Origin of the sequence: Thiocapsa sp. (assembly GCF_035467215.1) — a bacterium.
GTDB lineage: Bacteria > Pseudomonadota > Gammaproteobacteria > Chromatiales > Chromatiaceae > Thiocapsa.
This window is the reverse complement of the sequence record NZ_DATITZ010000209.1, coordinates 1-26358: the sequence shown is the minus strand read 5'-3', so window position 1 is coordinate 26358 and position 26358 is coordinate 1. Positions and strand designations below refer to the sequence as shown.

Sequence of the window (26358 nt, the reverse complement as noted above, 5' to 3'; positions counted from 1 at the left end):
CGCGACCAGGATCCACCCGAGGACACCGACGCCGTACTTGAGCACCGACGGGGCGGCGCCTGCCGACCAGAATGCCTCGATCACGGCGGCAAAGACCAGCAAAACGGCCGCACCGCCGACAAGGATCACGGCATCGCGGGCAGTCGCTCGCAGAGCGGCGAGTCGGGTACGCTGCCCGGGGGCCAGGAGTGCCTGGCCGAGCAGCAATCCGGCCGCGCCGCAGATGGCGATCGCGGTCAGCTCGTAAGGCCCGTGACCGCTGACGAAGGGCCAGAAGGTGTGGCCGTAATCCAAGCGGGTCAGGTGCCCGGCGACGGCCCCGATGGACAGCCCGTTGACGAGCAGGATGACCAGGCTGCCGAGCCCCAAGATCAGCCCGCCGGCAAAGGTGCGAAACCCGATCCCGACGTTGTTCATGACGTAAAAGCCGAACATGGCCACGTCCGTGTCCGCCTGCCGCTCGCCGGCGCGTCCCGGGGTGTGCCGAGCGGGGTCGTAGAGCGACTCGAGCTCGGCGACCTGCTCGGCATCGAGCAGGCTGTACACGAGATCCGCATCCTGATGAACGGCGATCCCCATCCCGATCATCGGTAGGAAAAACAGCGCGGCCGCGATCCAAAAGACCGTCGAATGCCGACGTAGGGTCAGAGGAAACTGCTTGGCCATGAAATGGAGCACGGATCGCAACGGGGCCGATCGTCGCCGATAGAGCTGGCGGTGGCCACGCCGCACCAGTACCTCGAGCTCGGCGATCAACCCGGGGCTGTAGCGCCGACTGCGGGCCAGCGCGTAGTCGCAGCACAGGCGTCGATGCAGCTGCGGAAAGGATGTCAGGTCCGGGGCACGTGCCCGCCGTTGCCGCGGGTTTTCGAGTGCGTCGAGCATGGCGCGATAGTCGGTCCAGATCGGCGACGCGGCGGCCTCGAAGGCGTCCTGTTTCATCCGCGCCCCTTCCCCGCGCCGCGCGCAAGCCATGCGGCCCAGGCGTTGACCTGCGCAACCGCGGCCTCGCCCCGCCGCCCGACGCTGCCCGACGCTGCCCGCGAGGATCTCGGCCAGCTCGATCCGGCGTGCCTCGGAAACGGCATGACCGCGCTCGGCGAAGGCCAGGATCGCCTGTTGCGCCTCGACCGACAGGCCGGCGGGCGGGGCTTGCGGGGCGACCTGCGGGATGCTCGGTTTCGCCGGCGGCGAATCGGCATAGACCACCAGGGTGCCGGCCGCGAGATCGCCGAGCCGACGGAAATCGCGATCCACCAGCATACTGACAAGCCCGACGCCGTAGAGCATCGGGAGAAAGTCCACGACCCGGAGCAGATTACGAATCATGGATGCAGGCAACCGCACGGGTGTCCCGTCCTCGTGCATCACCAGCAGGCCCATGATCCGCTTGCCCGGCGTGGCGCCGCTGCGGACCTCGAAAACCACGGGATAAAGCCACTCCAGACCGAAGACGGCGAGGAGAATCAGCCCGGTGCCGAAACCGGCGAAGGCCGCGAGCGGCAGGACGACGAGCAGGAGTGCAAAGCGGATCAAGACATCCAGCAGGTAGGCAACGGCGCGCGGGGCCGGACCGGCAACCCGCAGCGCAAGGTCGATGCCCTCCGGGGTCTCGTGTAGCCGAACGGTATCGACGGGGGGCGGCATGATCCGTTCGGGTTGAGAGTGATCGGCGAGGGTCGGGCCCGGTCAGGTGGGGTCCCGCTCCCCGGCATAGAGCGCAAGCGGGAAACACTCGGTAATCAGGATCACCGGACGCCGCTCGATGATGATGCGATAGGTTCGGCACAGGGCGGGACTACCGTCGGAGCTCACGTCCATCCCGACGTCCAGAACCTCGCGATAGCTCTCCAGACCGCTGTCGCGAATCAGCACGCCGATGCCGATCTCGCGGTCGATCAGGCGCTGCCGGAAGCCCGACGGGATCAGCTCTGTGCGAATCAGCGAAAACGCCTCGGCAAAGCTGCGGCCCGAATCCGTTCCGCGCAGCCGCGCTTCGCGGATCAGACAGCGATCGCCGGGGGCAACCTGGATTGCGGGAACGGGCTCCTCGGCGGTCTCGAAACGCTGCTCGAGCGTATCGACCGTGACGGGCTCCCAGAAATAGGCCTCGAGGATCTTGGTCACGGTCCCGTCCGTCACCAGGAGCGCACGCAGGAACGCCGGAATCGCCCGCAGCGGCACCGGCTCCCCGGGAGGGGCCGCGATGACGCCGTCGCGGACGAATCCGTCGCAACGGAAGGATACCTGAGCGGATGGCGCCCCCTGGTCCTGCACTGAACGACCGTAGAAACGGCGCATCTGGATCTCCTTCGGGCCGACGAGGGCCTGATCCCGTCGGATCATCGGCGTCATCGACCGGGCGTCATTCTGCCCCACGAGGGTGCGGCGTTCCAGTTCGGACGGACGGAGACGCACCTTCTCGATCGACGGATCGCCACTGTTCGGCGCTCCGGCGAGCGATGTCGATCCGCCGCCGAAAAAAACTTACACACCCTACCGTGGCGGACTTGATACGTGGCTAAATTTGCCTCAATCTGTACGCTGACTCGCGTCTGGGGTTCGCGCCCTGCGCCTATCGGTGTGAGGCAAAAGCAACAAGTGCGAGATCAGTGGCCTTCCTCGGCCGCGACCTTCCCGGCACCGTCGGGCGGGACGAGGCCCGAGGTTCGGAAAAACCCGCAGTTATGTGTTATATACATAGGGCCTAGTGGCCAACTTTGGAGATTTAAAACGATGACCAAGATTGTCAAGCTCGCTTCCCTGTCCGCTGTTGCCGTTCTCGGCGTTTCCTTGCTGGGCGGTTGCACGACCGACCAGACCGCTCGCGACATGGCTCAGCAGGCCATGGACACTGCCAACAGTGCCCAGGCTTGCTGCAACGCCAACACCGAGCGTCTTGACCGCATGTATCAGAAGATCATGGGCAAGTAAGACCCTCCCGAGGGACTGCGCCGGCTTCCCACGAGTTGTGGGATGCCGGTGTCCTCTTTGACCGCCCGCTCCACCGCTTCCCAGTCGATCGTCACACCTTCGGTGTCCTTCACCCATTGCGGGATCACTTCTCGCGCGCTCTTCCGCACGCTTTTCTCGCCGGTCTGAACCTCTAGGTAAAGCTCGTCGCCGCGCCATCCGACCTTATAGGCTTGGTCGATGATGTTGACCGGCGTCGTGATGTCGGTCAAACCATACAATTCCTCGATACCTTCCGGGTACATGCGGATGCAGCCGCCGCTGACCTCCATTCCGAGCCCCCACGGCTGGCTGGTCCCGTGGATCAGGTAATCGGGACGGCTCAAACGCATGGCATACTTGCCCAACGGGTTGTCCGGGCCGGGCGGAACCACCGCCGGCAGGATGTCGCCGTAAGCCGCGTGGGCAGCCCGCACGTTCGGCCCGGGCGTCCAGGTCGGGTCCTTGCGCTTTTCGATCACCGTGAAGTTGCCGAGCGGCGTGCCCATCGCGTCCTTGCCGACGCTGATGGCGTAGATCCGCACCTCGTTGGGGTCATTGGGCGGGAAGAAGTAGAGTCGTTTTTCCGCACGATTGATCACGATACCGGTCCGCGGGGCATCCGGGAGCACGTAAAAGGCCGGAACCATGACGGGCGTGCCTTCGCCGGGCACCCAGACATCGACATCGGGGTTGGCTTGACGCATATCGTCGAAACCCAGCCCGTTCTGGCGTGCGACGTCCAGCAAGGTATCCTGGGCGCGCGCCTTGAAGTAGAAGGGGACCCCCACCACCGAATCGTTCGGGTTCTCGAGCCGGAAGGTCTCGGCCTCGGCGCCGTCGATTGCCCCGACGCCCAACAGGGACGCGCAGACCGCCGTAGCGATCCAAGTGCGTTTGCGTCGGCCAACATCAAAATCGCTCATAGACTCACTCGCTTCTGTATCGGTTGAAATCGGATGAAAAAACTGTCGCGATTGTCTCACGTCCGCAACATCGGCGTCGCTGCCCACGTCGACGCGGACAAGACCACGCTGACCGAACGAATCCTCTTCTACACCGGCGCCTCCTACAAGATCGGCGAGGTCCACGACGGCGCCGCCCACATGGACTACATGGTCGAGGAGCAGCAGCACGGCATCACCATCACCGCCGCCGTGACCAAGGCACCCTGGCGCGAGCACCTGCTTCAGGTCGTCGACACGCCCGGTCATGTGGACTTCACGATCGAGGTGGAGCGCGCCATGCGCGTGCTCGACGGCTGCATCCTGGTGCTCGACGGGGTGCGGGGCGTGGAGCCCCAGACCGAGACGGTGTGGCGTCAACGCACCCGCTTCAATCTGCCCGCACTCTTTTTCGTCAACAAGATGGACCGCCCGGGGGCGGACTACCGGCGGGCGCTCGACGCCGTCAGGCGGCGCCTGAAGATCGAGCCGGTCGCCATCACCTTTCCGCTCCCGCAGGAGGGCGCGGTCGTGGATTTGATCGAGCGAAGGCGAATTGGTTTCCTCGGCGAGCAGGGAGACGCGCTCGTCGCCGAGCCCTGTCCCGACGCGCTCTGGGACGCGCTCGCGGATCTGCGCGAGTCCCTCTATCTGGCCGCCGCGGAGATGGACGAGGACCTGGCCGACTGCGTGCTGGCCGGCGAGGCGCCGCGGCCCGAGGCTCTGCGTGCCGCGATCCGTCGCGGCACGCTGGCGGGCCGCTTCTGTCCCTGCTACGGCGGAAGTGCGCTCCGCAATCTCGGGGTTCAACCGCTGCTCGACGGGGTGGTCGATTTCCTGCCCGCGCCGCTCGACCGACCGTCGGCCCATGCCGTGCTGCCGGACGGGACCGAGGTCGAGATCGCCATGGGCACCGAGGGTCCGCTGGCGGCCCTCGCCTTCAAGGTCCAACTCTGGGACGTACGCCGTCATGTCTTTGCGCGGATCTATCGCGGGACCTTGGCGCCGGGCGACACGGTAGAGGTGCCGACCCCGAGCGGCGGGGCTCGGCGCGAGCAGGTCGCACGGCTTTTCGACGTGGATGCCGGCAAGAAGACCCGCATCGATCGGGGCGAGGCCGGCGAGATCGTCCTCCTGGCCGGACTGCGCCACGCCTCGACCGGCGATACGCTCTGCGCCCCCGGCCACCTGCTGAGCCTGGAACGGATCGAGGCCCGCGCCCCGGTGCTTGGCCTGGCGATCGAGCCCGCCGCCGGCACGGACGAGGAGAAGCTGCTCGAGGTCTTGGACAAGGTCCAACAGGAGGACCCGACCCTGCGCGTCGAAGAGGATCCCGAGACCGGCCAACGACTGCTGCGCGGCATGGGGGAGCTGCATCTCCAGATCGTGCTCGAGCGCATCGAGCGCGAGTTCGGCGTCCGAATCCGCAGCGGCCGACCGGCCGTCGCCGTGCGCGAGACCATCCGCCGGCCGGCCTCGGCGGATGTGGTGTTTGCGCCGCCGCCGACACCCGATCCGCGTCAGCAGGATCTCATGGCGCGCGTCGCACTCGCGGTCGAGCCGCTCGCGCGCGGGAACGGCGAGCGGATCGAATGGGCGGCCCACGTCATCCCCGAAGGCGCGGATGCAAGCACGGCACAACGCGAGGCGATCGAGCAGTCACTGAGATCGACCCTGGCGGCCGGACCTTTGCTCGGCGTCCAAGTGCAGGACATCCAGGTGCGGATCACCGAGGTCGAGCTGTTCGGCGCGGCATCGAGCCCCGAGGCGCTCGGCGCGGCGACATCCAAGGCGCTGCGCCAAGCGCTCGAACGCGCCGAGCCGGCGGCGATGCATCCGATCATGCGGGTCGAGGTCGTCATCCCGGAGCCGAGCCTCGGCACGGTCCTAGGCGACCTACAGGCGCGACGCGCCCTGATCCAAGGCACCGAGTCCGTCGGCGAAGACATCGCGATCCGCGCGGAGGCCGCCCTCGAACCCCTGCTCGGCTATGCCACCGCGCTGCGCAGCCTCACCCAAGGCCGGGGGCAGTTCAGCATGGAGTTCGACAGGTTCGACGTCTAAACCGCGCCAGGCGCAACATGTGGTGCCTTCGGATCGGTGCACCTTGGCCGACACAGGCGGGCTCTTGGTGACTTGCGGCCCCGCCCCGCACCGTGGATTCGACGCGTAGCTGAATCTCCTTGCCAATCAGGAGCCGATTCGGCAAACCGACCGACGACGACGTTCTCGCGTACCCGGGTTGCCGCCGGCAACCCGTCAAGCTGAACCGTCCAGGCTTGTATCCTCGTCCCCATACTCGCTCGCCCGCCGTGCATCCCCGCGCACCTTGTCCGCCGGATAACGCGCGGCGTTGATGGCGATCTTCTCGTCGGCGGCGGCCAGCAGGTCGATATCCAGCCGCTCGGCCAGGCGGACCAGGTAGTTGAGGATGTCGGCCAGCTCGTGGGCGACCTGCCGCTTCTTCTCGGCGCTCAGCTCGGCGCTCTGTTGCTCGCTCAGCCATTGGAAGTGTTCGAGCAGCTCGCCGGCCTCGCCAGCCAAGGCCATGGCGAGGTTCTTGGGCGAGTGGAACTGCTCCCAGTCGCGCTCGCGGGCGAAGGCGAGTAGACGCGCGTTGAGCTGATCCAGGCTATCCGACATCCCGCGTGCCCATGTCGGCCAAGCGGGCCCGCGCCCGTTCGATCGCGGCGCGGACCTGTGCCGGTGCTGTACCGCCGAGGTGATCGCGTGCGGCGACCGAGCCATCCAGCGTCAGCACGGCAAAGACATCGGCCTCGATCGCATCCGAGAATCCGCGCAGCTCCTCCAGCGTCAGCTCGGCAAGATCCCGCCCTTCGCGCACCCCCAGCCCGACCGCCTTGCCGACGATCTCGTGCGCATCGCGGAACGGGATGCCCTTGCGGACCAGGTAATCGGCGAGATCGGTCGCGGTGCTGAAGCCTTGGGCCGCGGCGGTGCGCATCCGCGCGTGGTTGCAGGCGACCTCGCGCATCATCTCGGCATAGACCTTGAGCGAGCCCTTCAGATTGTCGACCGTGTCGAACAGCGGCTCCTTGTCCTCTTGGTTGTCCTTGTTGTAGGCCAGGGGCTGGGCCTTCATCAGGGTCAAGAGTCCCATCAGGTGTCCGAAGATGCGCCCGCTCTTGCCGCGGACCAGCTCGGGCACGTCCGGGTTCTTCTTCTGCGGCATGATCGAGGAGCCGGTGCAGAAGCTGTCGGAGAGCTCGATGAAGCCGAACTGACTCGACGACCAGAGGATCAGCTCTTCGGAGAAGCGCGACAGGTGCATCATGAGGATGGCCGCGGCCGCGGTGAATTCGATCGCGAAATCGCGGTCCGACACGGCATCGAGCGAATTCTCCGCCGGCCGATCGAAACCGAGCAGTTCCGCGGTGTAGGCCCGATCGATCGGATAGGTGGTGCCGGCCAACGCCGCGGCCCCGAGCGGCATCACGTTCATACGCCGCCGACAATCGGCCAAGCGCTCGCGATCGCGATCCAGCATCTCAAACCAAGCCAGCATGTGATGGCCGAAGGTGACGGGTTGAGCGACCTGCAGATGGGTGAAGCCGGGCATGATGGTCTCGGCCTCGCGCTCGGCGAGATCCAGCAAGGCCGCTTGAAGGCGCGCGATGGCCGCGCGGATCAGATCGATCTCGTCGCGCAGCCAGAGCCGAACATCGGTCGCCACCTGATCGTTGCGCGAGCGCCCGGTGTGCAGCTTTTTGCCGGCATCGCCGATCAGCTCGGTCAGGGCGGATTCCACGTTCATGTGGACATCCTCGAGCGGGATCGACCACTCGAAGGCGCCGGCATCGATGCGCTCGCGCACCGTCTCGAGCCCGGAGACGATGGCGTCGCGCTCGGCATCGCTCAGGATGCCTTGACGGGCCAGCATCGTGGCGTGGGCGATCGAGCCCTGAATATCGTAGCGATAGAGCCGTCGGTCGAAGTCGACCGAGGCGGTGAATGCCTCGACGAAGGCGTCGGTGGGCGCATTGAAGCGTCCGGCCCAAGGTTTGGCGGAAGAGCTTGGCTGATGCATCTCGGGATCCGAATAGGTTCGATCCGAGGATTCTACACGCTGGCGTTGCGCCGGATGGATCGCACGCGTCGTGCAGGGAACGAGCAAACCACCGAGCCTGAACACGCGATGTCGGCATCGGCGCAAACCCGAGTAAAATGATCGTGGGCTATCTTTGAAGAGCGAGTAGCCGCGTCGATGGAAGGCCAGCCCGAAGATGCGCCTCGCCGGGCTTACCGGACGTATTCTGCAGCACTTCCTGCTCGGCCGACAAAGCACCATTGTCAACCTGGTCCAGACCTGATCCATGGAAAAGGTTATGAACATCCTGGTCGTCGACGATGAAGCACAGGCACGCGAACGGCTTCGGAGACTGCTGGCCGACACCGAGGGGCGCTACACGCTGGCCGGGGAAGCGACCGACGGACTGCAGGCGATCGAGATCTGCAGGAAGCAGAGGATCGATCTGGTCTTGCTGGATGTGCAGATCCCCGGCATGAACGGGCTGGAGGCGGCGCGCGCACTGGCCGCGCTGGATCCCGCCCCGGCGGTCGTCCTGGTGACGGCCTTCGAGCACGAGGCCCTGGTTGCGTTCGGCAACCAGCTCGCGGGGTGTCTGGTGAAGCCGGTATGCCCCGAGCGCCTGTGCGAGACACTGACGCGACTGCAACATCCGACGCCGGCTCCATGTATCGGGCCGGCCTCGCCATGCGAACGGGAGCCGTCTCGAGCTGCCCCACGGCGCCACATCAGCGCCCATTACCGGGGCGGGCTGCGCACCGTGCAGATCGAGGACGTCATCTATCTGCGCGCCGAGCACAAATACGTGACGGTGCGTCATCTCGATGGCGAGCTCCTGATCGACGAGTCGCTGCGGACGTTGGAGCAGGAGTTCGCCGAGCGCTTCCTGCGTATTCATCGCAACGCACTGGTCGCGCGCGATCGGGTCGCCGGTTTGGAGAAACGCGCGGACGGAGGATCATTCATTCAGCTGCGCGATTGTGCTGAACAGCTCCGGATCAGCCGCAGGCACCTGCCCGAGGTTCGCCGCTGGATGCAGGCAGACGACTGAGAGCAGCGGATGCGCGGCTGACCCGCCCTTTCCCGAACACTCGACTCAAGCCACCTCGGACCTCGAGCGTCGCGTCCATCCCCAAAAGACAAGCGCCAGCAGGCCGATCCAAACCGCCGCCAGCCAGCCGATGATGCCGTCGTAGCTGCCGACCAAAAAGGCGGCCGGCGCATCCGGGTTGCCGTCGGTCATCCGCCGCGTCACCTGAATCACGAAGACCCAGCCCGCGTGAAGCCCGATCCCCCAGGCGATGTGCCCGGTGCGCTCGCGTACCAAGGCCAAAAAGACGCCGACCATGAAGAGTGCGGCCATCGAGCTCAGATGCTTCCACTGGAAGACGTCGACGAAGACGGCGCCGAACATCTGCCAAGCGCCCGGCCAATCGAAGGGCACCCCCTCGGGCAAGGCGCTCGGCTTCATGAAGTGGACCAGCATGTACAGAAACGCGGTCCAGACCACGGCCGCGGCGACACCGTCGCGCCGACGGATCGCCGTGTAGAGCGCACCGCGGAAGAAGGTCTCCTCGAGCACGCCGATCAGGAGACCGCCGATCAGGGCCTGAAGGGCCTTCTTCGCCAGGTAGGGCCACAACTCGAGATCCGCGTCGGGCAGACGGATCTCCAGGGCGACGAGGGCCAACGCGAGCACCAGGAGGATCGCCACCCCTTCGACCCAGCCCAGAGCGACCGCGCGTCGGAAGTCCGGCTTTGCAATGCCGTAACCCAGCGCGGTCCGGTCCGCGAGCTGCAGGCGCTTGAGAAAGGGCCAGACGCCGAGCAGGATAAAGACCTGCGCCAAACGCCCCATGACCCGCTGCGGATCTTCGTCCAGCCAGCCGGTCGACATGACCGGATAGGTCAAGAGCGCGGCCAGGGCGAGGCAGGCGAGGAGGTAGCCAAAGAAGACAGCGGTAAGGCGCATGGAGAGGAACCGGGCGGGGCTGCGAATTGCCGGCCGAGGTTGGACACGGCCCGGAAGCCGGGTCGCTCGCGCCGAGCAACAAGGTGAAGACACATGGTCGGGGTGTCGGGCGATTTTACGCGTCGGGATGTCGCCGCGACCAGGATCGGTCGTCGATCGGGGCGAGCATGACGGGCCGTCGGCCCACCCGTCCAGACAAAGACCCGGCCGGCCGCGCGAAAACCCGACTAGCCCAATCGGATTATTTTGCTAAAGTTATGCTTGAGAGCATCCGGATGCACGTCCGGTCGGCGCCGGGGCAACCGTGCCCGTCCCCTTCCCCGGCCCCCGGCGCAAACCAAGACGTAACCGGTGCGCACACCCCCGACTCAGGTGCGGGCGACCCATCGCCCGGGAGGTCAACATGAACCTTCGCGACATTCCAGCAGTGTCTTTCGGTTCGCTCATGGTCATATCGCTGCTTGCCGCGGCGGACCCCGAACCACCGATCGCCCCGCTCCTCGAAGGACTGGGCAGCCACCATCACGAGATCACGACCCTCTCGCCGCAGGCGCAGCGCTATTTCGACCAAGGCCTGGTGTTGTCGTTCGGTTTCAACCATCAGGAGGCCGCACGCTCCTTCCGCCAAGCGCAGATCCTCGACCCCGAATGCGCCATGTGTTTCTGGGGAGAGTCGTTGGTGCTCGGCCCCAACATCAACGCGGGGATGGATGTGGGCGAGAATCCCCGCGCCTATGCAGCCGTGCAACGCGCCCTGGCCCTCGAGGACTCGGCCACCGAGCGCGAAAGGGCCTACATCGAGGCACTCGCCAAGCGCTATGCCGAGCATGCACCCGAAGACCGCGGCGCGCTCGACCAAGCCTATGCGAAGGCGATGGGCAACGTGGCCGAGCGCTTTCCCGACGACCCGGATGCGGCGAGCCTCTATGCCGAGGCCCTGATGGACACCACGCCCTGGGACTACTGGGAGGACGACGGCTCGCCCAAGCCCGTCACCCGAACCATCCTCGCGACATTGGAGACCGTGCTCGCAGAGCACCCGAATCACCCGCTGGCCAACCATCTCTATATCCATGCCGTCGAGAAGGTCCATCCCGAGCGCGGCATCGCGGCGGCGGATCGACTGCGCGACCTGGTGCCGGGTGCCGGTCATCTGGTGCACATGCCGGGGCACATCTATATCCGCGTCGGGCGTTACGCGCAGGCGGTGCTCGCCAACGAGAAGGCCATCGCTGCCGACGATGCCTACATCGCGCAGTGCCATGCCCAAGGTCTCTACCCGGTGGCCTACATGCCGCACAACCAGCATTTTCTCGCCGCGGCAGCGAGCTTCATCGGTGAAAGCGAAAAGGCCCTCGATGCTGCGCGACACATGCGTGCACACCAGGATCCGAAGCTCATGCGCGAGGCCGGTTACGAAACCCTGCAGCATTATTGGGCCCTGCCGTATTTCGTCATGGTGCGCTTTGGCCTGTGGGATGCGCTGCTCGCCGAGCCCAAGCCGGCGGACGATCTGATCTACCCGACCGGCATCTGGCACTTCGCCCGGGGGCTGGCACACGCGCGTGCGTTCGATCTGGACGAGGCGAGGAAGTCCCTTGCTGCGCTCACCTGGATCGCCAACGATCCGGAGATGTCGGCCACTCGAATCTGGGAAACCAACACCATGGCTCAGATCCTCGCGATCGCGCGTGAAGTGCTCGCCGGGGAGATCGCGATGGAGGATTGCCAGCCGGATGCCGCGGTCGGACATCTCGCAACCGCGGTGAGTCTTGAAGACGGGCTGACCTACGTCGAGCCCTCGGACTGGTACGTGCCGGCGCGCCACCACCTCGGGCTGGCACTGCTCGCCGCGGAGCGCCCGGCCGAGGCAGAGGCGGTGTACCGAAAAGATCTCGAGATCTACCCGGACAACGGCTGGGCGCTGGTCGGGTTGGGGCAGAGTTTGGCCGCGCAGGGAAGAACCGCGGACGCGCAGGCCGCGAGACAGAGATTCCTGCAGGTCTGGTCCGAGGCCGATATCGAGATCGAAGGCTCGCGCCTTTAGCGGGCTTTAGGCGCGGTGTCCGATCAAAGTAATCCGGGTTGACGAGCGAGGCCCGGGCACCGCCCCCGGCAATCTCGGCGTCGCGCAGCGGCCATCGGGCCATGCACGGCGCATGAGCCTTGTCAGGGCCGATCGGCTCGTCCGACAATGGCGCGCGCCGACGAGGTCGTCGTGCCCAGATCAGGATGCACCAGGCCAATGACTCGGATCCCCGCGCCGCCATGGAATTGACCCCGACCCCGCCTCTCGCTCGCACCGAGTCGACCCGCTGATGTGCGGGATCGCGGGTTTTATGTTGCGGAATGGCGAGCGTCCCGATCCGGAGGCGCTGCGGCTGATGGCTGCGGCGCTGGCCCATCGCGGCCCGGACGATCACGGCATCCATTGCAACGGCCCGGTCGGGTTGGCGCAGACACGGCTGTCGATCATCGGGCTCGCGACAGGGCATCAGCCGATGGTCTCGGCAGACGGGCAGCTCGCGTTGGCGGCCAACGGCGAGGTCTACAACTATATCGAGCTGAATGCGGCATTGCGTGCGCAGGGTCGCGAGCCGCGCACCGACTCGGACTCCGAGACCATCCTGCACGCCTATGCCATGCACGGGCTGGATTTCCCCGCCGAGCTGCGCGGCATGTTCGCCTTCGCCCTCCACGATGCACACGAAGGTCGGCTGATCATCGGGCGTGACCGACTCGGGATCAAGCCGCTCTTCTACGTGCGGCTGCCCGATCGCATCGCCTTTGCCTCCGAGATCAAGGCGCTCCTGCCGATCCTGCCGGGGCAGCCCCGCGTGAACCCGGTCGCCTTGCGGCAATTCCTGCAGAATCAGTTCGCGAGCGGCGAGGAGACGATCCTCGAGGGCATCCGACGGGTGCCGCCCGGCGAGATCCTGATCATCGATCGGGATCTGCGCATCGAGCACAGGCGCTACTGGTCGGCGCTCGATATCGCGCCCCGCGCGATCGGCCTCGAGGAGGCGCAAGCCGAGCTGGGCGGGCTCATGCACGAGGCCATGCGCGAGCACATGCGCTCGGACGTGCCTTTCGGTCTCTTTCTCTCGGGCGGTGTGGACTCTGCCGTGCTGGCCGCGCTGCTGCACACCCACGGGGCCGGTCGCATCAAGAGCTTCTCGGTCGGTTATCGCGGCACCGCGATGGCGCACGAGCTGGACGAAGCCGCGCGGGTCGCGGCCCATTTCGGGCTGGATCACCGCCCCCTGGCGCTCGAACTCGAACAGGTCTTCGCACGCATCCCCCATACGGTCTGGGCGGCCGACGAGCTGATGCGCGACTATGCCAACCTGCCGACCTCGATCCTGGCCCAGACCGCCGCAGCCGATCTGAAGGTGGTCTTCTCGGGCGAGGGCGGCGACGAGGTCTTCGCCGGCTACGGCCGGTATCGCCCGCCGCCGGCCGAGCGCTGGATCAAGGGCCTGCTCGGCCCGGGCAGCGGCGGTTTCCGCACCCGTGGTCAGTGGTCCGGACACTGGTCGCGACGACTGTTCGGGCCGGCGCTCCGGTCGGTCAGGACGCCGGATCGCGCGTCCTTTCTTGAGGCGTGGCGATCGACCCCGAAGGGGTGGTCCGACCTGCAGCGACGCCAGTACACCGACCTGGTCACGGCCCTCCCGGACAACCTGCTGGTGAAGACCGACCGCATGCTGATGGGCTTCGGGCTGGAGGGGCGTGTGCCCTTCCTCGACCATCGCATCGTCGAATTCGGCCTGTCGCTGCCGGATGGGCTCAAGGTCAAAGGCCATCAGGGCAAATGGCTGCTCAAGCGCTGGGCCGAGCCCCTGCTGCCGCCGGGACACCTGACGCGGCCCAAGCGCGGTTTCCATGTCCCGGTCGGCGACTGGCTGACCGGTGATGTCGCGGCCCGCGTCGGCGAGCGTCTGGCACGGAGCCGGGGCATCCGCGAGTGGTTCCGCGTGGATGCCATCCCGGATCTGGTCGCCGCCCGTCAGGCCGCCAAGGGTGGCGGTCGCGAGCTGTTCGGTCTCATGCAGTTCGCCATCTGGCATCGGCTCTTCATCGAGCAGCCCGGGCTCACACCCGCGCCCGACGAGGATCCCTTGGATTGGATCGCGAGCAGCACCTGAGCATGGCGACGAGCGCCCCCAGAATTGCCTGCTTCTTCTCGACCTCCGGTCACAGCGGGGTCGACCGTGCGGCCAAGCATCTGATTCCGGCCTTGGCGCGTCGGGGCTATCGGGTCGATCTGCTCAAGGTCCGTCGGCATGGGCCGTATCTAGACGCGATCCCGGACGGGGTCTCGGTGGTCGATCTGGGCTCTCGGCATACCTACGCCTGCCTGCCGGCGCTGGTGCGCTATCTGCGCCGCGAGCGTCCGGCGGTGATGCTCTCGGACAAGGATCGGGTGAATCGCACTGCACTGCTTGCCGCCTGGGTTGCCCGCGTGCCGACGCGCCTGGTGTTCAGCTCGGGGACGACCATCTCGATCGATCTGGCGACCCGCGGCGCGCTCGAGCGCTGGGTCCAGCGCACCTCCATGGGACGGCTCTATCCCTTCGCCGATCAGGTGATCGTAACCAGCGCCGGCGTGGCCGACGACATGGCGCGCTACACCGGCTTGGCGCGCGAGCGGATCCGTGTCGTGCCCTCGCCCGTGGTGCCGGCGTCGCTCTTTACGGAGACCTTAGCGCGTCCGGATCACCCCTGGCTCGGCCGTTCCGACATGCCTCTGATCTTGGGCGCAGGCGAGCTTTGCGGACGCAAGGATTTCGAGACCTTGCTGCGCGCCTTCGCGCGGGTGCGGACCGAGCGCCCGTGCCGCCTCATGATCCTGGGCCAAGGCCGCGCCCGCGAGCGCCTGCTCGCGCTCGCCGCCGAGCTGGGCGTGGCCGAGGATGTCGCCCTGCCCGGTTTCGTCCCCGAGCCCTATGCCCTCATGGCCCATGCCGATCTTTTCGCCTTCACCTCGCGCTGGGAGGGGCTTGGCTTCGTCATCATCGAGGCACTCGCGGTCGGCACACCCGTGGTAGCGACCGATTGTCCGAGCGGCCCGCGCGAGATCCTGCAGGACGGACGCATCGGCCCCTTGGTGCCGGTCGGCGACGATGCCGCCTTGACCCACGCCATGATTCAGACCCTGGACGCGCCGCCGCCGGACGCGTTGCTTCGGGACGCCGCCCGACCCTACGAGATCGAAGCGAGCACCGATGCCTATCTGGATGCCATGCGGTTGCCGCGGTGGGCGGGGTAAGCGCCGATTGATTCTTGCCGATCAGCTTTCGGCGATCAGCCCGAAGGCCGCGAGATAGCGCCGTGCGCTGATGTCGATCCGATAATCATGCACCGCATCCTCCTTGCAGACATCGGGCGAGGGCGGAGCGATCAAAGGGCTCCGACTCGGCACCGACCCCGTTTACCCTCCTCGCCGGCACAGCTCCTGATCGCCGAACGCTTCGTGCCTTCTGTTAGGAATGCGCCGCGCGCTGCACGCTGAAGGAGACGCCCTCATGCGCCTTCAAATACGCGACCACGGCGAAGAGGTTGTCGGCGCGTGGGTTCCCCTGTTCGCTGAGCATCCGCATCAGGCTCTTCGGGCTCTTGTGGAGCTGCGCCCCAAGCTGCTCGAACCCGACGGTCGCGTTGACATAGTCGCGCAGGAGAACCTTGCCGGTATCGAGATCGGCATTCAGAAAGGCATCGAGGGCCTCTTCCAGCAGGGCGACCCGGAACTCCGGATCACGCTCGGCGCGGGCCTTGACGGTATCTTTGAAATTTCTGGTGAGCGCCATGGCATCACGCTCCTTATCTTACGGTGTTTGTAATCGCGCCAGTATGCCTTGGCCTGCTCGATGTCGCGCTGTTGCCGCGTTTTCGTTCCGTCCACGAGCAGGATCACGAGCCGTTGCCCCTCCTGCCCGAAATACACCCGGCATCCCGGACCGAAATCGATCCGCCGTTCGGAGACGCCCTCCCCGACCGGCTTCACGTCCCCGAAATTCCCGGTCTCGATGCGGGCAATCGCCGCGCGGACCCTCGCCGCGGCCCGCGCATCGAGATCTTCGAACCACGTACCGAAGGGACAGTCCCCGGCTTGCGTCTCGTACTGGACTACCTCGACCATGAGTCATGGTAACGCATAGGTAACCTTTATTCGAACAGAATTCCGTTCGCTTCAACCTTTCCGGAATCCACGTCATGACCCATCCCGCAACGGGTCCGGATTGCTGTCGAATCAACCCCCGGCAATCAGCCCGAAGGCCGCGAGATAGCGCCGTGCGCTGATGTCCATCCGATACTCCTGCACCGCGTCCTTCAGGACGTCGGGCGACGGCGGATTACGCAAGGTCTCTTCCATGGCTGCGGCCAGTGCATCAATGTCGCCGACGGGCACCAAGGCGCCGAAGGCACCGTCGCGGGTGATCTCTCGCGGTCCGCTGCGACAATCGGTCGAGACCACGGGCGTGCCCAGCGCGAGCGCCTCGGTCAGGACATTGGGCGAGCCTTCCCAGAGCGAGGAGAGGGCGAAGAGCTTGGCGCGCGCCAGGAAGCGGTAGGGATTGGGCTCGAAACCGGGCAGGGACACATCGTCCGCAACTCCGAGATCCCGCGCGACGCGCAGGAGGCGCCCCTGCTGGCGGCCCTGGCCGAGGATCATCAGCCGACAGGGCAGGCGCCCATGCAGCAGGGCGAACGCCTTGATCAGGGTCGCGAAGTCCTTCTGGGTCCGTAGGCCGCCGACGCCCATGATCACCGGGGGCTGGTCCGGGCCGAACCAGGGGTGATCGAGCGGTTCCCGCGCCTGCTCGTAGAACTCGGGCGTGATGTTGGGGTTGCGCACCACCCGGATGCGGCTCGGCGGGATGCCCGTGACCTCGGCGATGTCGGCCGCGACCCCTTCGGACACGGCGACGACCCCGTCGGCCCGCTGGAAGAGACGCCGCAGCTCGCGTTGCTCCCACCATCGTTTGAGCCGATTCTTCCCGCGTGCACGCCAGCGCTCGGACATGGTGGTACCGGGGCGCAGGAAATAGCGAGTGTCGGTCGACGAGGCCGCCTTGACGGCGAGCGCGATGCGGTCGTCCTCGGTCTTGGCCGACAGGACGACGGAGGGTCGACGACGCTCGACATACTCGGCGAGGAAGCGCTGTCGCTCCCGCGGCGGGGTACGGCCGAGCGCATGGAGGGTCACCGTTGCCGGCAGACTGTCCAGAAAGGGTGCACCGCGTCGGCCGACCACGAAGTCGACCGGCACACCCTGATCGGCGATCCCGCGGGCGATGTTGACCATCATGCGCTCCACCCCGCCGTCGCCGAAGCTCGGGATAAAGAGGCAGACCGGGCGCGACGCCGAGTTCGGCGCCGGATGAGACGAAGGTTCGGCGATGGGTTGATTCGACGAGGGAATGACGGGCATTGATCGTCCTCGACACGGCGGTCGGATCGGGCCGAGTCTTGTATAGGATGTCGAATTGTACAGACAGGGCGGCCGGAGCACCGGCTGCAACCCGGCGTTTCGGGCGCTGAATACCCGCCGACGGCAACGTCCATCGAAGCCGGCGCTCCGGTGCACCCCGGGTACGCGATCGCGCGTATCATACCCGTCCAGAGGCGAGATCCTCATCCCGCGAACCCTTCGAGACGCTGACCTTGCCCGAGACGCCCCGACTTATGCCGAACATCGTGCCGACCGACGGTTGGTCACGTGCCGGTCTCGTCGGCCTTTATGTCTTTGCGTTCTTCGGGCTGCTCGGGATCACGCCGGCCACCGTCGGCCTGGTCTTGCTGAGCCTGGCCTTCCTGATCCGATTCGACGCCTGGCGCCGCCTCGCAGGGGATCCGGTCGCCCTGCTGGCCCTGGCCTTCGGCCTCTATGTCGCCTTGCACAGCGCGATCGCCTATTTTCTGGAGCAGAACCCGGCGCTGTCGCAGGCCGTCATCGACAACGGAACGGATTGGGTGAAGCTGCTGCTCTTCATCCCCCTCGCTTACTGGGCCGCCGGACGTCCGGATCGGGTGCGGCTGATCCTGCTGCTCGGGCTCGCCGGCTTCACCCTCGCGACATTGCGCAAGATCGATTGGGCGACCTTCGACGCCGCCTTCTTCTCGACCCGGTTCGAGTCCTACCTGCCGGCGATCGCCTTCGGCATGTTCGCCGGACTCGGGGCCCTCGGGCTCCTCGCGACGCGTCGTGCCTTCTGGATTGAACGCGACCGACCTTGGCAGCGTTGGCTCGCCATCACGCTCTGGTCCATCTGGTTGCTGATTCTGTTGGAGGGCCTGCTCCTGTCCCAATCGCGCGGCTCCTGGCTTGGATTTCTCGGCGGGCTGGCGGTCTTGATGCTGATGGAATGGCGAGCGCGACAGGCGACGACGGTAAGACCCGCACGCCGACGCTGGCTTGCGATCCTGCTGATCGCCGCCGCCCTCGGAGCCATCCTGTCGAGCCAGTATCAGACGATCGAGATGCGGCTCACCGACCAGACCGACACCCTGCAACAGGTGATCAGCGGCGATGTGACCGAGGTGACCTCCGACCCGGTTGGCCTGCGCGTCAACGCCCTGCTCTTCACCGTCGAGAAATGGCGCGAACACCCCTGGTTCGGCTGGGGTGCAGGCACCAGCCGCGAATGGATCGCCGCCAGCGGGCGAGCGGACACCCTCATGGACAACGTCAACTGGTTGCCGCACCTGCACAACGCCTACGCGGAGACCCTGTTTCAGTTCGGCACCGTCGGTTTGCTCCTGGCGGTCGCGCTGGTTTGGACGCTGGTGCGCTCGACCGGCAACGAATGTCGCGCCGGGCGCATCCCGGTTGACCTCTGCCGTCTCTTCTTGGTCACCCTCGTCTTCGTGCTCATCTGGAATCTGTTCAACTATCGCGTGGTGCGCAGCGACTGGATGGTCTTTTGGATCCTGCTCGCCGGGTCTGCCTACAGCTTCCGTCTCGCGCGGCTGACGCAGCCGCCGGGAGACGACCGCGGGTGAAGATCCTCGTCGTCAGGCTCTCGGCGATCGGCGACATCGTCTTCGCCTCGCCCCTGATCACGGCCCTGCGGCGTGCCTATCCGCAGGCGCACATCGCCTGGCTGGTGCAGCCCGAGTATCGCGCCCTGCTGGACCGACACCCGGATCTCGACGAGGTCGTCGTCTGCCCGCTCGGTCACTGGCGGCGCCTGTGGCGCGAGCGGCGTCTGCGCGAGCTGATGTCCGGCATCGCGGCACTGCGGACGACCCTGCGCGAGCGGCGCTTCGATCTCGCCATCGACCTTCAGGGATTGCTCAAGAGCAGCGCCTTGGCGCGGCTCTCGGGTGCTCGCGAGCGGATCGGTCTGGGCTCGCGCGAGGGCAGCCATTGGCTGATGACGCGGACGATTCAGCGCGGCGGGGATCCCAGGCGTATCGGATCGGAGTATCTCTATCTGGCACAGACCTTGGGTCTGCCGGCGGATGACTTCGCGATGGCCTTGTATTACGGCGAGACCGAGGCGGACTTCGCCGATCGGGTCATCGCCGAGCATGATCTGAGCGACGGCTTTGCGGTGCTCTGCCCCTTCACGACGCGTCCGCAAAAACACTGGATCGAGGAGCGTTGGGCACCGCTGGCGGCACGCATCCGGACGGATCTCGGCCTGACGCCGGTCGTGGTGGGCGGTCCGGCGGACCGCGAGGCCGCGACGCGGATCAGCGATGCCGTCGACACCCCCTTGGTCGACCTCACGGGTCGCACCAGCCTGATCGAGGCCGCGGCCCTGATCGAGCGCGCCTCGCTTCTGATCGGCGTGGATACGGGACTGGGTCACATGGGCATCGCCTTCGGCACCCCGAGCCTGCTCCTCTTCGGCTCGACTTGTCCCTATCTCGACACCACCCGCGCCAACGCCCGGGTGCTGTATCACAAGCTCGACTGCTCGCCCTGCAAACGTCGCCCGACCTGCGACGGGGCCTTCACCTGCATGCGTCTGATCACGATCGAGGAGATCCTGGACGCGGCCCGCGGCGTGCTCGGGGCTGCGCCGTGAGGATCCTTCACGTCGAAGGCGGGCGCCATCTCTACGGCGGGGCCTATCAGGTGCTGCACCTGCTGCGCGGACTCGCTGCACGCGGTCACGAGAACCTGCTCGCCTGCCCCGCCGGATGCGCCCTGGCCGAGGCCGCTGCGCCCGTTGCGCGGGTCTATGTCCTTCGGATGCGCGGCGATCTGGACCTGGCGATGGTCGTCCGTCTGAGACACCTGATCCGTGCGAGCCGGCCGGATCTAGTGCACCTGCACAGCCGCATCGGTGCCGATGTCATGGGCGGGATTGCTGCGCGCCTGAGCGGTGTGCCGGTCATCCACACCCGCCGGGTCGACAACCCCGAGCCGCGCTGGCTGGTCGCGCTCAAATACCGGCTCTTCGACCGCGTGGTGGCCATCTCGGAGGGGATTCGCGACGTGCTGCTTGCCGAGGGACTGCCCGCCGAGAGGCTGCGGGTCGTGCGCAGCGCGGTCGACTATGCCACCTTCGCCCGGCCCTGCGCGCGCGCCTCGATCGCCACCCGACTCGGGGTGCCCGAGGATGCACTCCTGATCGGGGTCGTCGCCCAACTCATTCAGCGCAAGGGGCACGCCGATCTGATCGAGGCACTGCCCCCGTTGATGGATCGCTATCCCGGTCTGCAGGTGCTCTTTTTCGGGAAGGGGCCGATCGCGGAGGCGCTCGCGGCACAGATCGACCGGAAGGGTCTGACCGGGCGTGTCCGGCTCCTCGGATTCCGCGACGATCTCGCCGAGCTCATGCCCTGCCTGGACCTGCTTGTCCACCCGGCACGCATGGAAGGGCTCGGCGTCTCCTTGCTCCAGGCCGCCAGCGCCGGCGTGCCGATCGTCGCGAGCCGCGTCGGCGGCATCCCGGAGGCCGTGCGCGACCGCGAGAACGGGCTCTTGGTGCCCCCGGGCGACATCGCGGCATTGAGGTCTGCGATCGAGGCACTGCTCGCCGACCCCGAGCGTCGCCGAAGACTCGGTGCAGGCGGACAAGCCCTGATGGCGCGTGAGTTCTCCATCGATGCCATGGTGGAGGGCAATCTCGCGGTCTATCGCGAGCTGTCGCGCGAAGAGGCCCTGCGCTCCGAACCGGGGTGACGGATTTCTACTTGACCTTTGCAGCCCCGATGCGCAGGCTTTGGGCGTTCATCTCCGCTCGCAGGGCCGACGCGGGCGAGCGAAAAGCATATGCCTCTTAAACCATGAAAAAGACCTACGACTTCAGCTCCGGAAAGCGTGGAGCCGTTGTGCCCGCGCCACCCGGTCGAACCGAAATCATGCTGCACCTTGATGACGAGGTCATCGCCTGGTTCCGCCGACAGGTCACGGATGCCGGAGGCGGCGATTACCAAGCGCTGATCAACGCAGCGCTGCGCGAGCATATCCAGCGCCGATCCGGCGACCTGCTTGAAGACACGCTCCGCAAGGTCATCCGCGAAGAGCGGCGAGCGGCGAGCTGAGAACAGTTGCTCGACACGACGACCTGCGTCATGTCACGCCGATCCAACCCGCTCGACATGCCAGATCGATCATCGACTCCAACCCTCTATGTCTGATCCATCCAGTCTCCAAATGGTCGCCAGCAAGGCCCTCGGCGGTGCCGAGCGTTGGGCGATCCGCTTCAGCCTTGCGCTCGCCGAGCGCGGTGCCCCCGTCGACCTGGCGATCCGCCGCGGCAGCGGTCTCGACGATCTCGACTACGGGTCGCTCCAGGTCCATCGCCTGCCCTTTCTCACCACCTGGGATCCGCTCTCGCGCGATGCCGTCTCGCGCACCATCGCCCGGGTGCGCCCGGACATCGTCCAGACCTATATGGGGAGGGCCACCCGGCTGACGCACATCAGCCCGTCGAAAGGGCCGGTGCATCTCGCCCGGCTCGGCGGCTATTACGCGCTCGGACCCTTTCGACATGCCCACGGCTGGATCGGCAACACCAAGCAGCTGTGCGATTGGATGATCCGAAACGGCCTGCCGGCGGATCGGGTCCATCACATCTACAACTTCGCCGAGCCGGTGCATCCGGTGGCGCCGAAGCAGGTGGCCGAGCTGCGCGCTCGGTATGCGGTCCCGGACGATGCCCTGGTCATGGTCACCTTGGGCCGATTGGTCGGTTTCAAGGGACATCGGCACCTCGTCGATGCCATGGCCCGGCTCCCGGAAACGATCGACGGGCGACCGCTGCGTCTGATCATCGTCGGCGACGGACCCTTGGGGCCGGCGCTGCAGCGTCAGGCGATCGAGGTCGGACAGGACAAGCGCATCCTCTGGACCGGCTGGCAGAAGGATCCCTCGGCCTATCTGCAGATGGCTGATCTCGTCGTCTTCCCGTCCTTGGACGAGGAGCCGATGGGCAATGTCATCCTGGAGGCGTGGGCGTGGAGCAAGCCCTTGGTGACGGCCAACTTCCGCGGGGCGCGGGAGATCGTGCGGCATGGCGAGGACGGATGGGCCGTGCCCTGCGCGGATGCGGCCGGGCTCGCCGAGGGGATTCGAGAGGTCCTGTCCGACCCGACGCTCATATCCGGCCTCGCCGAGCGCGGCCATGCCCGAGTGCTGCGCGACTTCAGCCGCGCTGCCGTCCTGGACCAGTATCTGGATCTCTATCGACGACTTGCCGGCGGCGGCTGAGCAGCCACCCGGCGTGGGATCTCAGAAAACACCGTTTCGATGTCCGAACATCGGTGTCATTCAGTCTCCGCCGTCTCCCCCTGATCGCGTCGCTCGACGGTCTCCGGATCGGCGGTGATGGGCCGATAGATCTCCACCCGATCGCCGTCGCTGAGACGGGTTTCGAGCTTGATCAGCCGACCGAAGATGCCGACCTTGTTCTCCGCCAGATCGATCTCGGGAAACTGGTCCAGCAGCCCGGAACGCTCGATCGCCTCGCGCGCGGTGCTCCCGTCCGGGACGTCGAGCTTGAGCCAGGTCTGCTTGAATTTGTCCGCGTAGGCGACACCGACGTGCATGGCTCGAATCCTCGATCGTTCAAATAGAAGACGCGCGTTCTCTGCGAGCCGGAACGCGGTCGGATCAGCTTCAGGCGACCGCGCCGGCCGCGGCCCGGGTCCGCTTGGCCGCTGCGATCCTGGTATCGAGCATACGTTTTCCGGCGAGCAGGAAACCCAGCGCAAGGAACCCACCCGGCGGCAGGATCGCGAGCAGGAAACCTCGGTAGTCCGGGATCAAGGTGAGCTCCAGGAACGCCATGCCCTCGCCGAGCAGCGAGGCCGCATTGGCGAAGAGGGTGCCGCTGCCGATGATCTCGCGGATCGCGCCGAGCAGCACCAGGGCGAAGGTGAAGCCCACCCCCATCATGAGCCCGTCGAAGGCGGCGGGCATGACCCGGTTGCGCGAGGCGAAGGACTCGGCGCGCCCCAGGATCGCGCAGTTGGTGACGATCAAGGGGATGAAGAGCCCCAGGACCTTGTGCAGATCATGAAGCCAGGCGTTGAGCCCGAGGTCCACCAAGGTCACCAGAACCGCGATGATGAGGACGAAGACCGGGATACGCACGTCGGGCGTGATGAGTCCACGCAACAAGGAGATCATCAGCCCGGACGCCACCAGCACCGCTGTGGTCGCCAATCCCATGCCGAGGCCGTTGGTCGCCGTCCCGGTGACCGCAAGCAGCGGGCAGAGGGCGAGCGATTGGGCCAGGATGACGTTGTTGTCCCAGAAGCCGTCTCGGGCGATCTTGCCCCACTGGGTTCGATCCTTGGTGTCTGTCGCTGTGTTCATCTGAGCCTCGGTACCATGATCTCGCGGAATGTCCCGCTAAGGTGCTGCAGGGCTAGGATCCCGGCTGGGTCGGTGCGGCGCGCGCCGCGTCGGGGCTGTCGACCTGGAGGACCGCGGAGGCGGTCAGGTCGTCGCGGTGCTTCTCGAAGAACTCCAACCCGCTCCGCAGGGCGGCGAGGATTCCGCGAGGGGTGATGGTGGCCCCGGTAAACTGGTCGAAATCCCCGCCGTCCTTCTTCACCGCCCAACGCTCGGCCGGCGGATTGCCGAGCCTCAAGCCGTCGAAGCCCAGGATCCAGTCCCCTTTGGCGACCTCCATCTTGTCGCCGAGCCCGGGCGTCTCCGCATGCGAGAGGACGCGCGTCCCCAGGACAGTTCCGGCGGCATCCAGCCCCAGCAGCAGCTCGATCGGGCCCGCATAGCCGACACCGCTCACCCGATAGGCGACCCCGGTGACCTGAAGTCCTTGTCGTGCGCGGTAGACCGTCAGGGGCAACCCGTCCGGACCCTCGAGCGTCAGTGGATCGGCCAGCAGATCGTTGCCGTGGATCGCGGGCGGGATCACCTCCGCCAGCGACGCCTTGAGGTCCTCGGCCTTGCGTAGTGCGATGGTGTCGCGCGTGGCGATATCGGCCATCACCAGGAGGGCCGCGGCGATCAGGGTGAAACCGCCGAGCAGACCGGCCTGGTAGCCGATGCGTTTGCGATAGCTGGGTTCGGCCACGGCTGTCATTTGCGCATCTCGGCGTTGTCCGCGTATTCGATCGGCGTGCCCCGGCGATCGCGTCCGTAGACCCGTGGACGGATATAGTGGTCGATCATGGGGGTGCAGGCGTTCATGAGCAGGATGGCGAAGGCGACACCTTCCGGATAGCCGGCCCAGGTCCGAATGACATAGACCAGGACGCCGCAGCCGGCCCCGAAGACGATCTGACCCATCTTGGAGACGGGCGAGGTCACCGGGTCGGTCGCAATGAAGAAGGCCACCAGCAGCGTCGCGCCCGAGACGATGTGATAGAGGGCGCCGGCATAGTGCTCCGGGTCATAAAGATTCATCAGGGTCGCGAGGATCGCGAGGCTGCCGATCACGGCCACCGGCGTGTGCCAGGTGATGACCCGCTTGGCCAGCAGAAAGAGCCCCCCGAGCAGGATCAGCAGGGCCGAGGTTTCGCCCATGCTGCCGGCGATGGTTCCGACGGCACCGGAGAAGAGGTAACCCATGTCGGGGAGAATCTCGGTCAGGGTGAGGCCCTGGCTGAGCTCGGTGCGCACATGGCTCAACAGGGTCGCGCCGCTGACGGCATCGAAACCTGGCCGGCCTAGACTGATCCCCACGCTCTGCAGGAATCCCGGCGCATCGGCGGAAAACAGCGGCATGGGCTGGACATAGTTGGTCATCTCCAAGGGAAAGGAGATCAAGAGGGCCACCCGCGCCACCATGGCCGGATTGAAGAGGTTCTGACCGAGGCCGCCGAAGACCTGCTTGGCGACCACGATGGCCAGCAGGGCGCCGATCGCACCTATCCACCAGGGTGCCCAGGGCGGCAGACTCACCGCCAGGATCCAGCCGGCCAGCATGGCCGAGCCGTCGAGCAGGTATGGACGTTGCGGCTTGCCCGCGATCCGCAGGCAGACCGCCTCGGCAAGGACCGCGGTGCCCAGTGTGGCGAAGAAGAGAAAGATCGCCGGCCAGCCGAATTGCCAGAAACCGAAGAGTGTCGCCGGCAAGAGCGCCAGCATCACCAGCCCCATGGTGCGCTGAATGCTGGTGCGGGCGTGGGCGTAGGGGCCTGCGAGTGCTGCCGGGGTCTCGATCTGCATCTCAGGCCTCCGCGGCGGCCGCTGGTTGCTCGGCCCCGGACGCCTGGGTGGACTCCGAGATTGCCTTCTGTGCCGCGGCCTCGCGTTTACGTTTTGCCATGGCCTCGCGCTTGGCCTGCTTGATCGCCTCCATCCGGGCCGTGCGCTGCTCGGCGAGTCGTTTGGTCTCGGTCAGCTTCTGCTTGGCACGCCCGCGCGCTGCCATCTCGCCCTTGGCATAGTTGAAGTACTGCACCAACGGGATGTGGGCCGGGCAGACATAGGCGCAGGAGCCGCAACCGATACAGTCCATCAAGCCCAGGCCGACGGCGCCCTCGAGGTCTCCGGCGCGGGTGTGCGCAGCCATCTCCAGCGGCATCAGCCCGCAGGGGCAGGCTTGAACACAGGTCGCACACCGAATACAGGGCATGGGCTCGCGCCGGTCGACCTCCCGCGCGGTCAGTGCCAGCACGCCGTTGCTGCCCTTGACCATCGGCACACGGGTGCTCGGCAGGGGCTGCCCCATCATTGGACCGCCGCTGATCAGCTCGGCCGGCTCTTCGGTGAAACCGCCGCAATAGTCGAGCAGATCCTGAACCCGCGCACCCAGCGGCACCCGGAGGTTGCGCGGCCGGGAGATGGCGGCGCCGCTGACGGTCACCACGCGCGAGACGAGCGGCCGCCCGAAACGCAGCGCCTCGTGGACCGCAAAGGCGGTGGCGCCGTTGTGCACGACCACGCCGATGTCCGCGGTCAGTCCGCGCGCGGGGGTCTCGCGACCGGTCAGCGCCTGCACCAGATGTTTCTCGGACCCCATCGGATAACGGGTCGGCAGACGGGCAATGCGGATCCGGGGATC

Annotated in this window: 25 protein-coding genes; 11 read left to right on the top strand and 14 right to left on the bottom strand. The window is 66.6% G+C overall.

The annotated features are described in order from the left end of the window. Together VLR48_RS11710 and VLR48_RS11705 are read right to left on the bottom strand one after the other, a co-directional pair. A partial coding sequence (locus VLR48_RS11710) for a stage II sporulation protein M (RefSeq protein ID WP_325291957.1) occupies positions 1-1647 on the bottom strand: 1647 nt, incomplete at its 3' end. Between the two features lie 42 nt (positions 1648-1689). Further along, positions 1690-2301 (bottom strand): chorismate--pyruvate lyase family protein, encoded by a 612-nt coding sequence (locus VLR48_RS11705; RefSeq protein ID WP_325291959.1) that lies wholly within the window; start codon positions 2299-2301, stop codon positions 1690-1692. A 435-nt stretch (positions 2302-2736) separates the two neighbouring features. Between VLR48_RS11705 and VLR48_RS11700 the strand changes: the two genes are divergently transcribed. Further along, positions 2737-2934 carry an alanine-zipper protein gene (locus VLR48_RS11700; RefSeq protein WP_007192175.1) on the top strand — a complete coding sequence of 66 codons (198 nt, stop codon included), beginning with the start codon at positions 2737-2739 and terminating at the stop codon, positions 2932-2934. Here VLR48_RS11700 and VLR48_RS11695 read toward each other — a convergent pair. Then, positions 2913-3878: a L,D-transpeptidase family protein gene (locus VLR48_RS11695; RefSeq protein ID WP_325291956.1), complete on the bottom strand. Its 966-nt coding sequence runs from the start codon at positions 3876-3878 to the stop codon at positions 2913-2915. The genes VLR48_RS11700 and VLR48_RS11695 overlap by 22 nt on opposite strands. 33 nt (positions 3879-3911) lie before the next feature. Between VLR48_RS11695 and VLR48_RS11690 the strand changes: the two genes are divergently transcribed. Beyond that, positions 3912-5960, top strand: coding sequence for an elongation factor G (locus tag VLR48_RS11690; protein ID WP_325291955.1), 2049 nt, complete (start codon positions 3912-3914; stop codon positions 5958-5960). A 195-nt stretch (positions 5961-6155) separates the two neighbouring features. Here the strand turns inward: VLR48_RS11690 and VLR48_RS11685 are convergent, their stop codons facing one another. Together VLR48_RS11685 and argH are read right to left on the bottom strand one after the other, a co-directional pair. After that, on the bottom strand, positions 6156-6539 hold the full coding sequence (locus VLR48_RS11685; protein WP_325291954.1) for a nucleotide pyrophosphohydrolase: 384 nt from the start codon (positions 6537-6539) through the stop codon (positions 6156-6158). Further along, a complete protein-coding gene (gene argH / locus VLR48_RS11680) occupies positions 6529-7944 on the bottom strand; it encodes an argininosuccinate lyase (protein WP_325291953.1) in 1416 nt (471 codons plus the stop codon). Before argH ends, VLR48_RS11685 begins: the two co-directional genes overlap by 11 nt. Positions 7945-8242: 298 nt before the next feature. On the opposite strand from argH, the gene VLR48_RS11675 reads away from it, so the two are divergent. Further along, positions 8243-8995, top strand: a complete 753-nt coding sequence (locus VLR48_RS11675; RefSeq protein ID WP_325291952.1) for a LytTR family DNA-binding domain-containing protein — start codon at positions 8243-8245, stop codon at positions 8993-8995. Between the two features lie 45 nt (positions 8996-9040). Here VLR48_RS11675 and VLR48_RS11670 read toward each other — a convergent pair whose 3' ends face one another. Continuing rightward, on the bottom strand, positions 9041-9916 hold the full coding sequence (locus tag VLR48_RS11670; protein ID WP_325291951.1) for a CPBP family intramembrane glutamic endopeptidase: 876 nt from the start codon (positions 9914-9916) through the stop codon (positions 9041-9043). A 403-nt stretch (positions 9917-10319) separates the two neighbouring features. Here VLR48_RS11670 and VLR48_RS11665 point away from each other — a divergent pair, with 403 nt between their 5' ends. The 3 genes from VLR48_RS11665 to VLR48_RS11655 all read left to right on the top strand — a co-directional run bounded on the left by VLR48_RS11665 (position 10320) and on the right by VLR48_RS11655 (position 15188). Next, a complete protein-coding gene (locus tag VLR48_RS11665; RefSeq protein ID WP_325291950.1) occupies positions 10320-11963 on the top strand; it encodes a tetratricopeptide repeat protein in 1644 nt (547 codons plus the stop codon). Between the two features lie 271 nt (positions 11964-12234). Beyond that, positions 12235-14064, top strand: a complete 1830-nt coding sequence (asnB, locus tag VLR48_RS11660) for an asparagine synthase (glutamine-hydrolyzing) (RefSeq protein WP_325291949.1) — start codon at positions 12235-12237, stop codon at positions 14062-14064. Between the two features lie 2 nt (positions 14065-14066). Then, positions 14067-15188, top strand: a complete 1122-nt coding sequence (locus tag VLR48_RS11655) for a glycosyltransferase (RefSeq protein WP_325291958.1) — start codon at positions 14067-14069, stop codon at positions 15186-15188. A gap of 214 nt (positions 15189-15402) precedes the next feature. Here the strand turns inward: VLR48_RS11655 and VLR48_RS11650 are convergent, their stop codons facing one another. From VLR48_RS11650 to VLR48_RS11640, 3 genes are all read right to left on the bottom strand, one after another. Further along, positions 15403-15726 (bottom strand): transcriptional regulator, encoded by a 324-nt coding sequence (locus VLR48_RS11650; protein ID WP_325291948.1) that lies wholly within the window; start codon positions 15724-15726, stop codon positions 15403-15405. Further along, the gene (locus VLR48_RS11645) at positions 15624-16058 is read right to left on the bottom strand and encodes a type II toxin-antitoxin system RelE/ParE family toxin (protein WP_325291947.1); all 435 of its coding nucleotides are present in this window, start codon (positions 16056-16058) and stop codon (positions 15624-15626) included. The genes VLR48_RS11650 and VLR48_RS11645 overlap by 103 nt, the downstream gene beginning before the upstream one ends. 111 nt (positions 16059-16169) lie before the next feature. Next, complete coding sequence (locus VLR48_RS11640; protein ID WP_325291946.1) at positions 16170-17351, bottom strand: glycosyltransferase; 1182 nt, start codon at positions 17349-17351, stop codon at positions 16170-16172. 254 nt (positions 17352-17605) lie between these two features. Here VLR48_RS11640 and VLR48_RS11635 point away from each other — a divergent pair, with 254 nt between their 5' ends. From VLR48_RS11635 to VLR48_RS11615, 5 genes are all read left to right on the top strand, one after another. After that, positions 17606-18922: an O-antigen ligase family protein gene (locus tag VLR48_RS11635; RefSeq protein WP_325291945.1), complete on the top strand. Its 1317-nt coding sequence runs from the start codon at positions 17606-17608 to the stop codon at positions 18920-18922. Continuing rightward, positions 18919-19956 carry a glycosyltransferase family 9 protein gene (locus VLR48_RS11630; RefSeq protein WP_325291944.1) on the top strand — a complete coding sequence of 346 codons (1038 nt, stop codon included), beginning with the start codon at positions 18919-18921 and terminating at the stop codon, positions 19954-19956. The genes VLR48_RS11635 and VLR48_RS11630 overlap by 4 nt, the downstream gene beginning before the upstream one ends. Further along, on the top strand, positions 19953-21059 hold the full coding sequence (locus VLR48_RS11625; protein ID WP_325291943.1) for a glycosyltransferase: 1107 nt from the start codon (positions 19953-19955) through the stop codon (positions 21057-21059). Before VLR48_RS11630 ends, VLR48_RS11625 begins: the two co-directional genes overlap by 4 nt. 104 nt (positions 21060-21163) lie before the next feature. Next, positions 21164-21421: a BrnA antitoxin family protein gene (locus VLR48_RS11620; RefSeq protein ID WP_325291942.1), complete on the top strand. Its 258-nt coding sequence runs from the start codon at positions 21164-21166 to the stop codon at positions 21419-21421. Between the two features lie 88 nt (positions 21422-21509). After that, positions 21510-22589 carry a glycosyltransferase gene (locus tag VLR48_RS11615; RefSeq protein ID WP_325291941.1) on the top strand — a complete coding sequence of 360 codons (1080 nt, stop codon included), beginning with the start codon at positions 21510-21512 and terminating at the stop codon, positions 22587-22589. A 56-nt stretch (positions 22590-22645) separates the two neighbouring features. Here the strand turns inward: VLR48_RS11615 and VLR48_RS11610 are convergent, their stop codons facing one another. From VLR48_RS11610 to VLR48_RS11590, 5 genes are all read right to left on the bottom strand, one after another. After that, positions 22646-22927 carry an RnfH family protein gene (locus tag VLR48_RS11610; RefSeq protein ID WP_325291940.1) on the bottom strand — a complete coding sequence of 94 codons (282 nt, stop codon included), beginning with the start codon at positions 22925-22927 and terminating at the stop codon, positions 22646-22648. A 70-nt stretch (positions 22928-22997) separates the two neighbouring features. Next, positions 22998-23699, bottom strand: coding sequence for an electron transport complex subunit E (locus tag VLR48_RS11605; protein ID WP_325291939.1), 702 nt, complete (start codon positions 23697-23699; stop codon positions 22998-23000). A gap of 52 nt (positions 23700-23751) precedes the next feature. Beyond that, on the bottom strand, positions 23752-24432 hold the full coding sequence (locus VLR48_RS11600; protein ID WP_325291938.1) for an RnfABCDGE type electron transport complex subunit G: 681 nt from the start codon (positions 24430-24432) through the stop codon (positions 23752-23754). Further along, positions 24429-25520: an RnfABCDGE type electron transport complex subunit D gene (locus tag VLR48_RS11595; protein ID WP_325291937.1), complete on the bottom strand. Its 1092-nt coding sequence runs from the start codon at positions 25518-25520 to the stop codon at positions 24429-24431. The genes VLR48_RS11600 and VLR48_RS11595 overlap by 4 nt, the downstream gene beginning before the upstream one ends. Position 25521: 1 nt before the next feature. Continuing rightward, positions 25522-26358: RnfABCDGE type electron transport complex subunit C (locus VLR48_RS11590; RefSeq protein WP_325291936.1), on the bottom strand; the 837-nt coding region annotated here is incomplete at its 5' end.

Bases quoted from the DNA above. Each gene is read 5' to 3' on its own strand.
- VLR48_RS11705 (WP_325291959.1), bottom strand. From the start codon at position 2,301: ATGCGCCGTTTCTACGGTCGTTCAGTGCAGGACCAGGGGGCGCCATCC.
- VLR48_RS11700 (WP_007192175.1), top strand. From the start codon at position 2,737: ATGACCAAGATTGTCAAGCTCGCTTCCCTGTCCGCTGTTGCCGTTCTC.
- VLR48_RS11695 (WP_325291956.1), bottom strand. From the start codon at position 3,878: ATGAGCGATTTTGATGTTGGCCGACGCAAACGCACTTGGATCGCTACG.
- VLR48_RS11690 (WP_325291955.1), top strand. From the start codon at position 3,912: ATGAAAAAACTGTCGCGATTGTCTCACGTCCGCAACATCGGCGTCGCT.
- VLR48_RS11685 (WP_325291954.1), bottom strand. From the start codon at position 6,539: ATGTCGGATAGCCTGGATCAGCTCAACGCGCGTCTACTCGCCTTCGCC.
- argH (WP_325291953.1), bottom strand. From the start codon at position 7,944: ATGCATCAGCCAAGCTCTTCCGCCAAACCTTGGGCCGGACGCTTCAAT.
- VLR48_RS11675 (WP_325291952.1), top strand. From the start codon at position 8,243: ATGAACATCCTGGTCGTCGACGATGAAGCACAGGCACGCGAACGGCTT.
- VLR48_RS11670 (WP_325291951.1), bottom strand. From the start codon at position 9,916: ATGCGCCTTACCGCTGTCTTCTTTGGCTACCTCCTCGCCTGCCTCGCC.
- VLR48_RS11665 (WP_325291950.1), top strand. From the start codon at position 10,320: ATGAACCTTCGCGACATTCCAGCAGTGTCTTTCGGTTCGCTCATGGTC.
- asnB (WP_325291949.1), top strand. From the start codon at position 12,235: ATGTGCGGGATCGCGGGTTTTATGTTGCGGAATGGCGAGCGTCCCGAT.
- VLR48_RS11655 (WP_325291958.1), top strand. From the start codon at position 14,067: ATGGCGACGAGCGCCCCCAGAATTGCCTGCTTCTTCTCGACCTCCGGT.
- VLR48_RS11650 (WP_325291948.1), bottom strand. From the start codon at position 15,726: ATGGCGCTCACCAGAAATTTCAAAGATACCGTCAAGGCCCGCGCCGAG.
- VLR48_RS11645 (WP_325291947.1), bottom strand. From the start codon at position 16,058: ATGGTCGAGGTAGTCCAGTACGAGACGCAAGCCGGGGACTGTCCCTTC.
- VLR48_RS11640 (WP_325291946.1), bottom strand. From the start codon at position 17,351: ATGCCCGTCATTCCCTCGTCGAATCAACCCATCGCCGAACCTTCGTCT.
- VLR48_RS11635 (WP_325291945.1), top strand. From the start codon at position 17,606: ATGCCGAACATCGTGCCGACCGACGGTTGGTCACGTGCCGGTCTCGTC.
- VLR48_RS11620 (WP_325291942.1), top strand. From the start codon at position 21,164: ATGAAAAAGACCTACGACTTCAGCTCCGGAAAGCGTGGAGCCGTTGTG.
- VLR48_RS11615 (WP_325291941.1), top strand. From the start codon at position 21,510: ATGTCTGATCCATCCAGTCTCCAAATGGTCGCCAGCAAGGCCCTCGGC.
- VLR48_RS11610 (WP_325291940.1), bottom strand. From the start codon at position 22,927: ATGCACGTCGGTGTCGCCTACGCGGACAAATTCAAGCAGACCTGGCTC.
- VLR48_RS11605 (WP_325291939.1), bottom strand. From the start codon at position 23,699: ATGAACACAGCGACAGACACCAAGGATCGAACCCAGTGGGGCAAGATC.
- VLR48_RS11600 (WP_325291938.1), bottom strand. From the start codon at position 24,432: ATGACAGCCGTGGCCGAACCCAGCTATCGCAAACGCATCGGCTACCAG.
- VLR48_RS11595 (WP_325291937.1), bottom strand. From the start codon at position 25,520: ATGCAGATCGAGACCCCGGCAGCACTCGCAGGCCCCTACGCCCACGCC.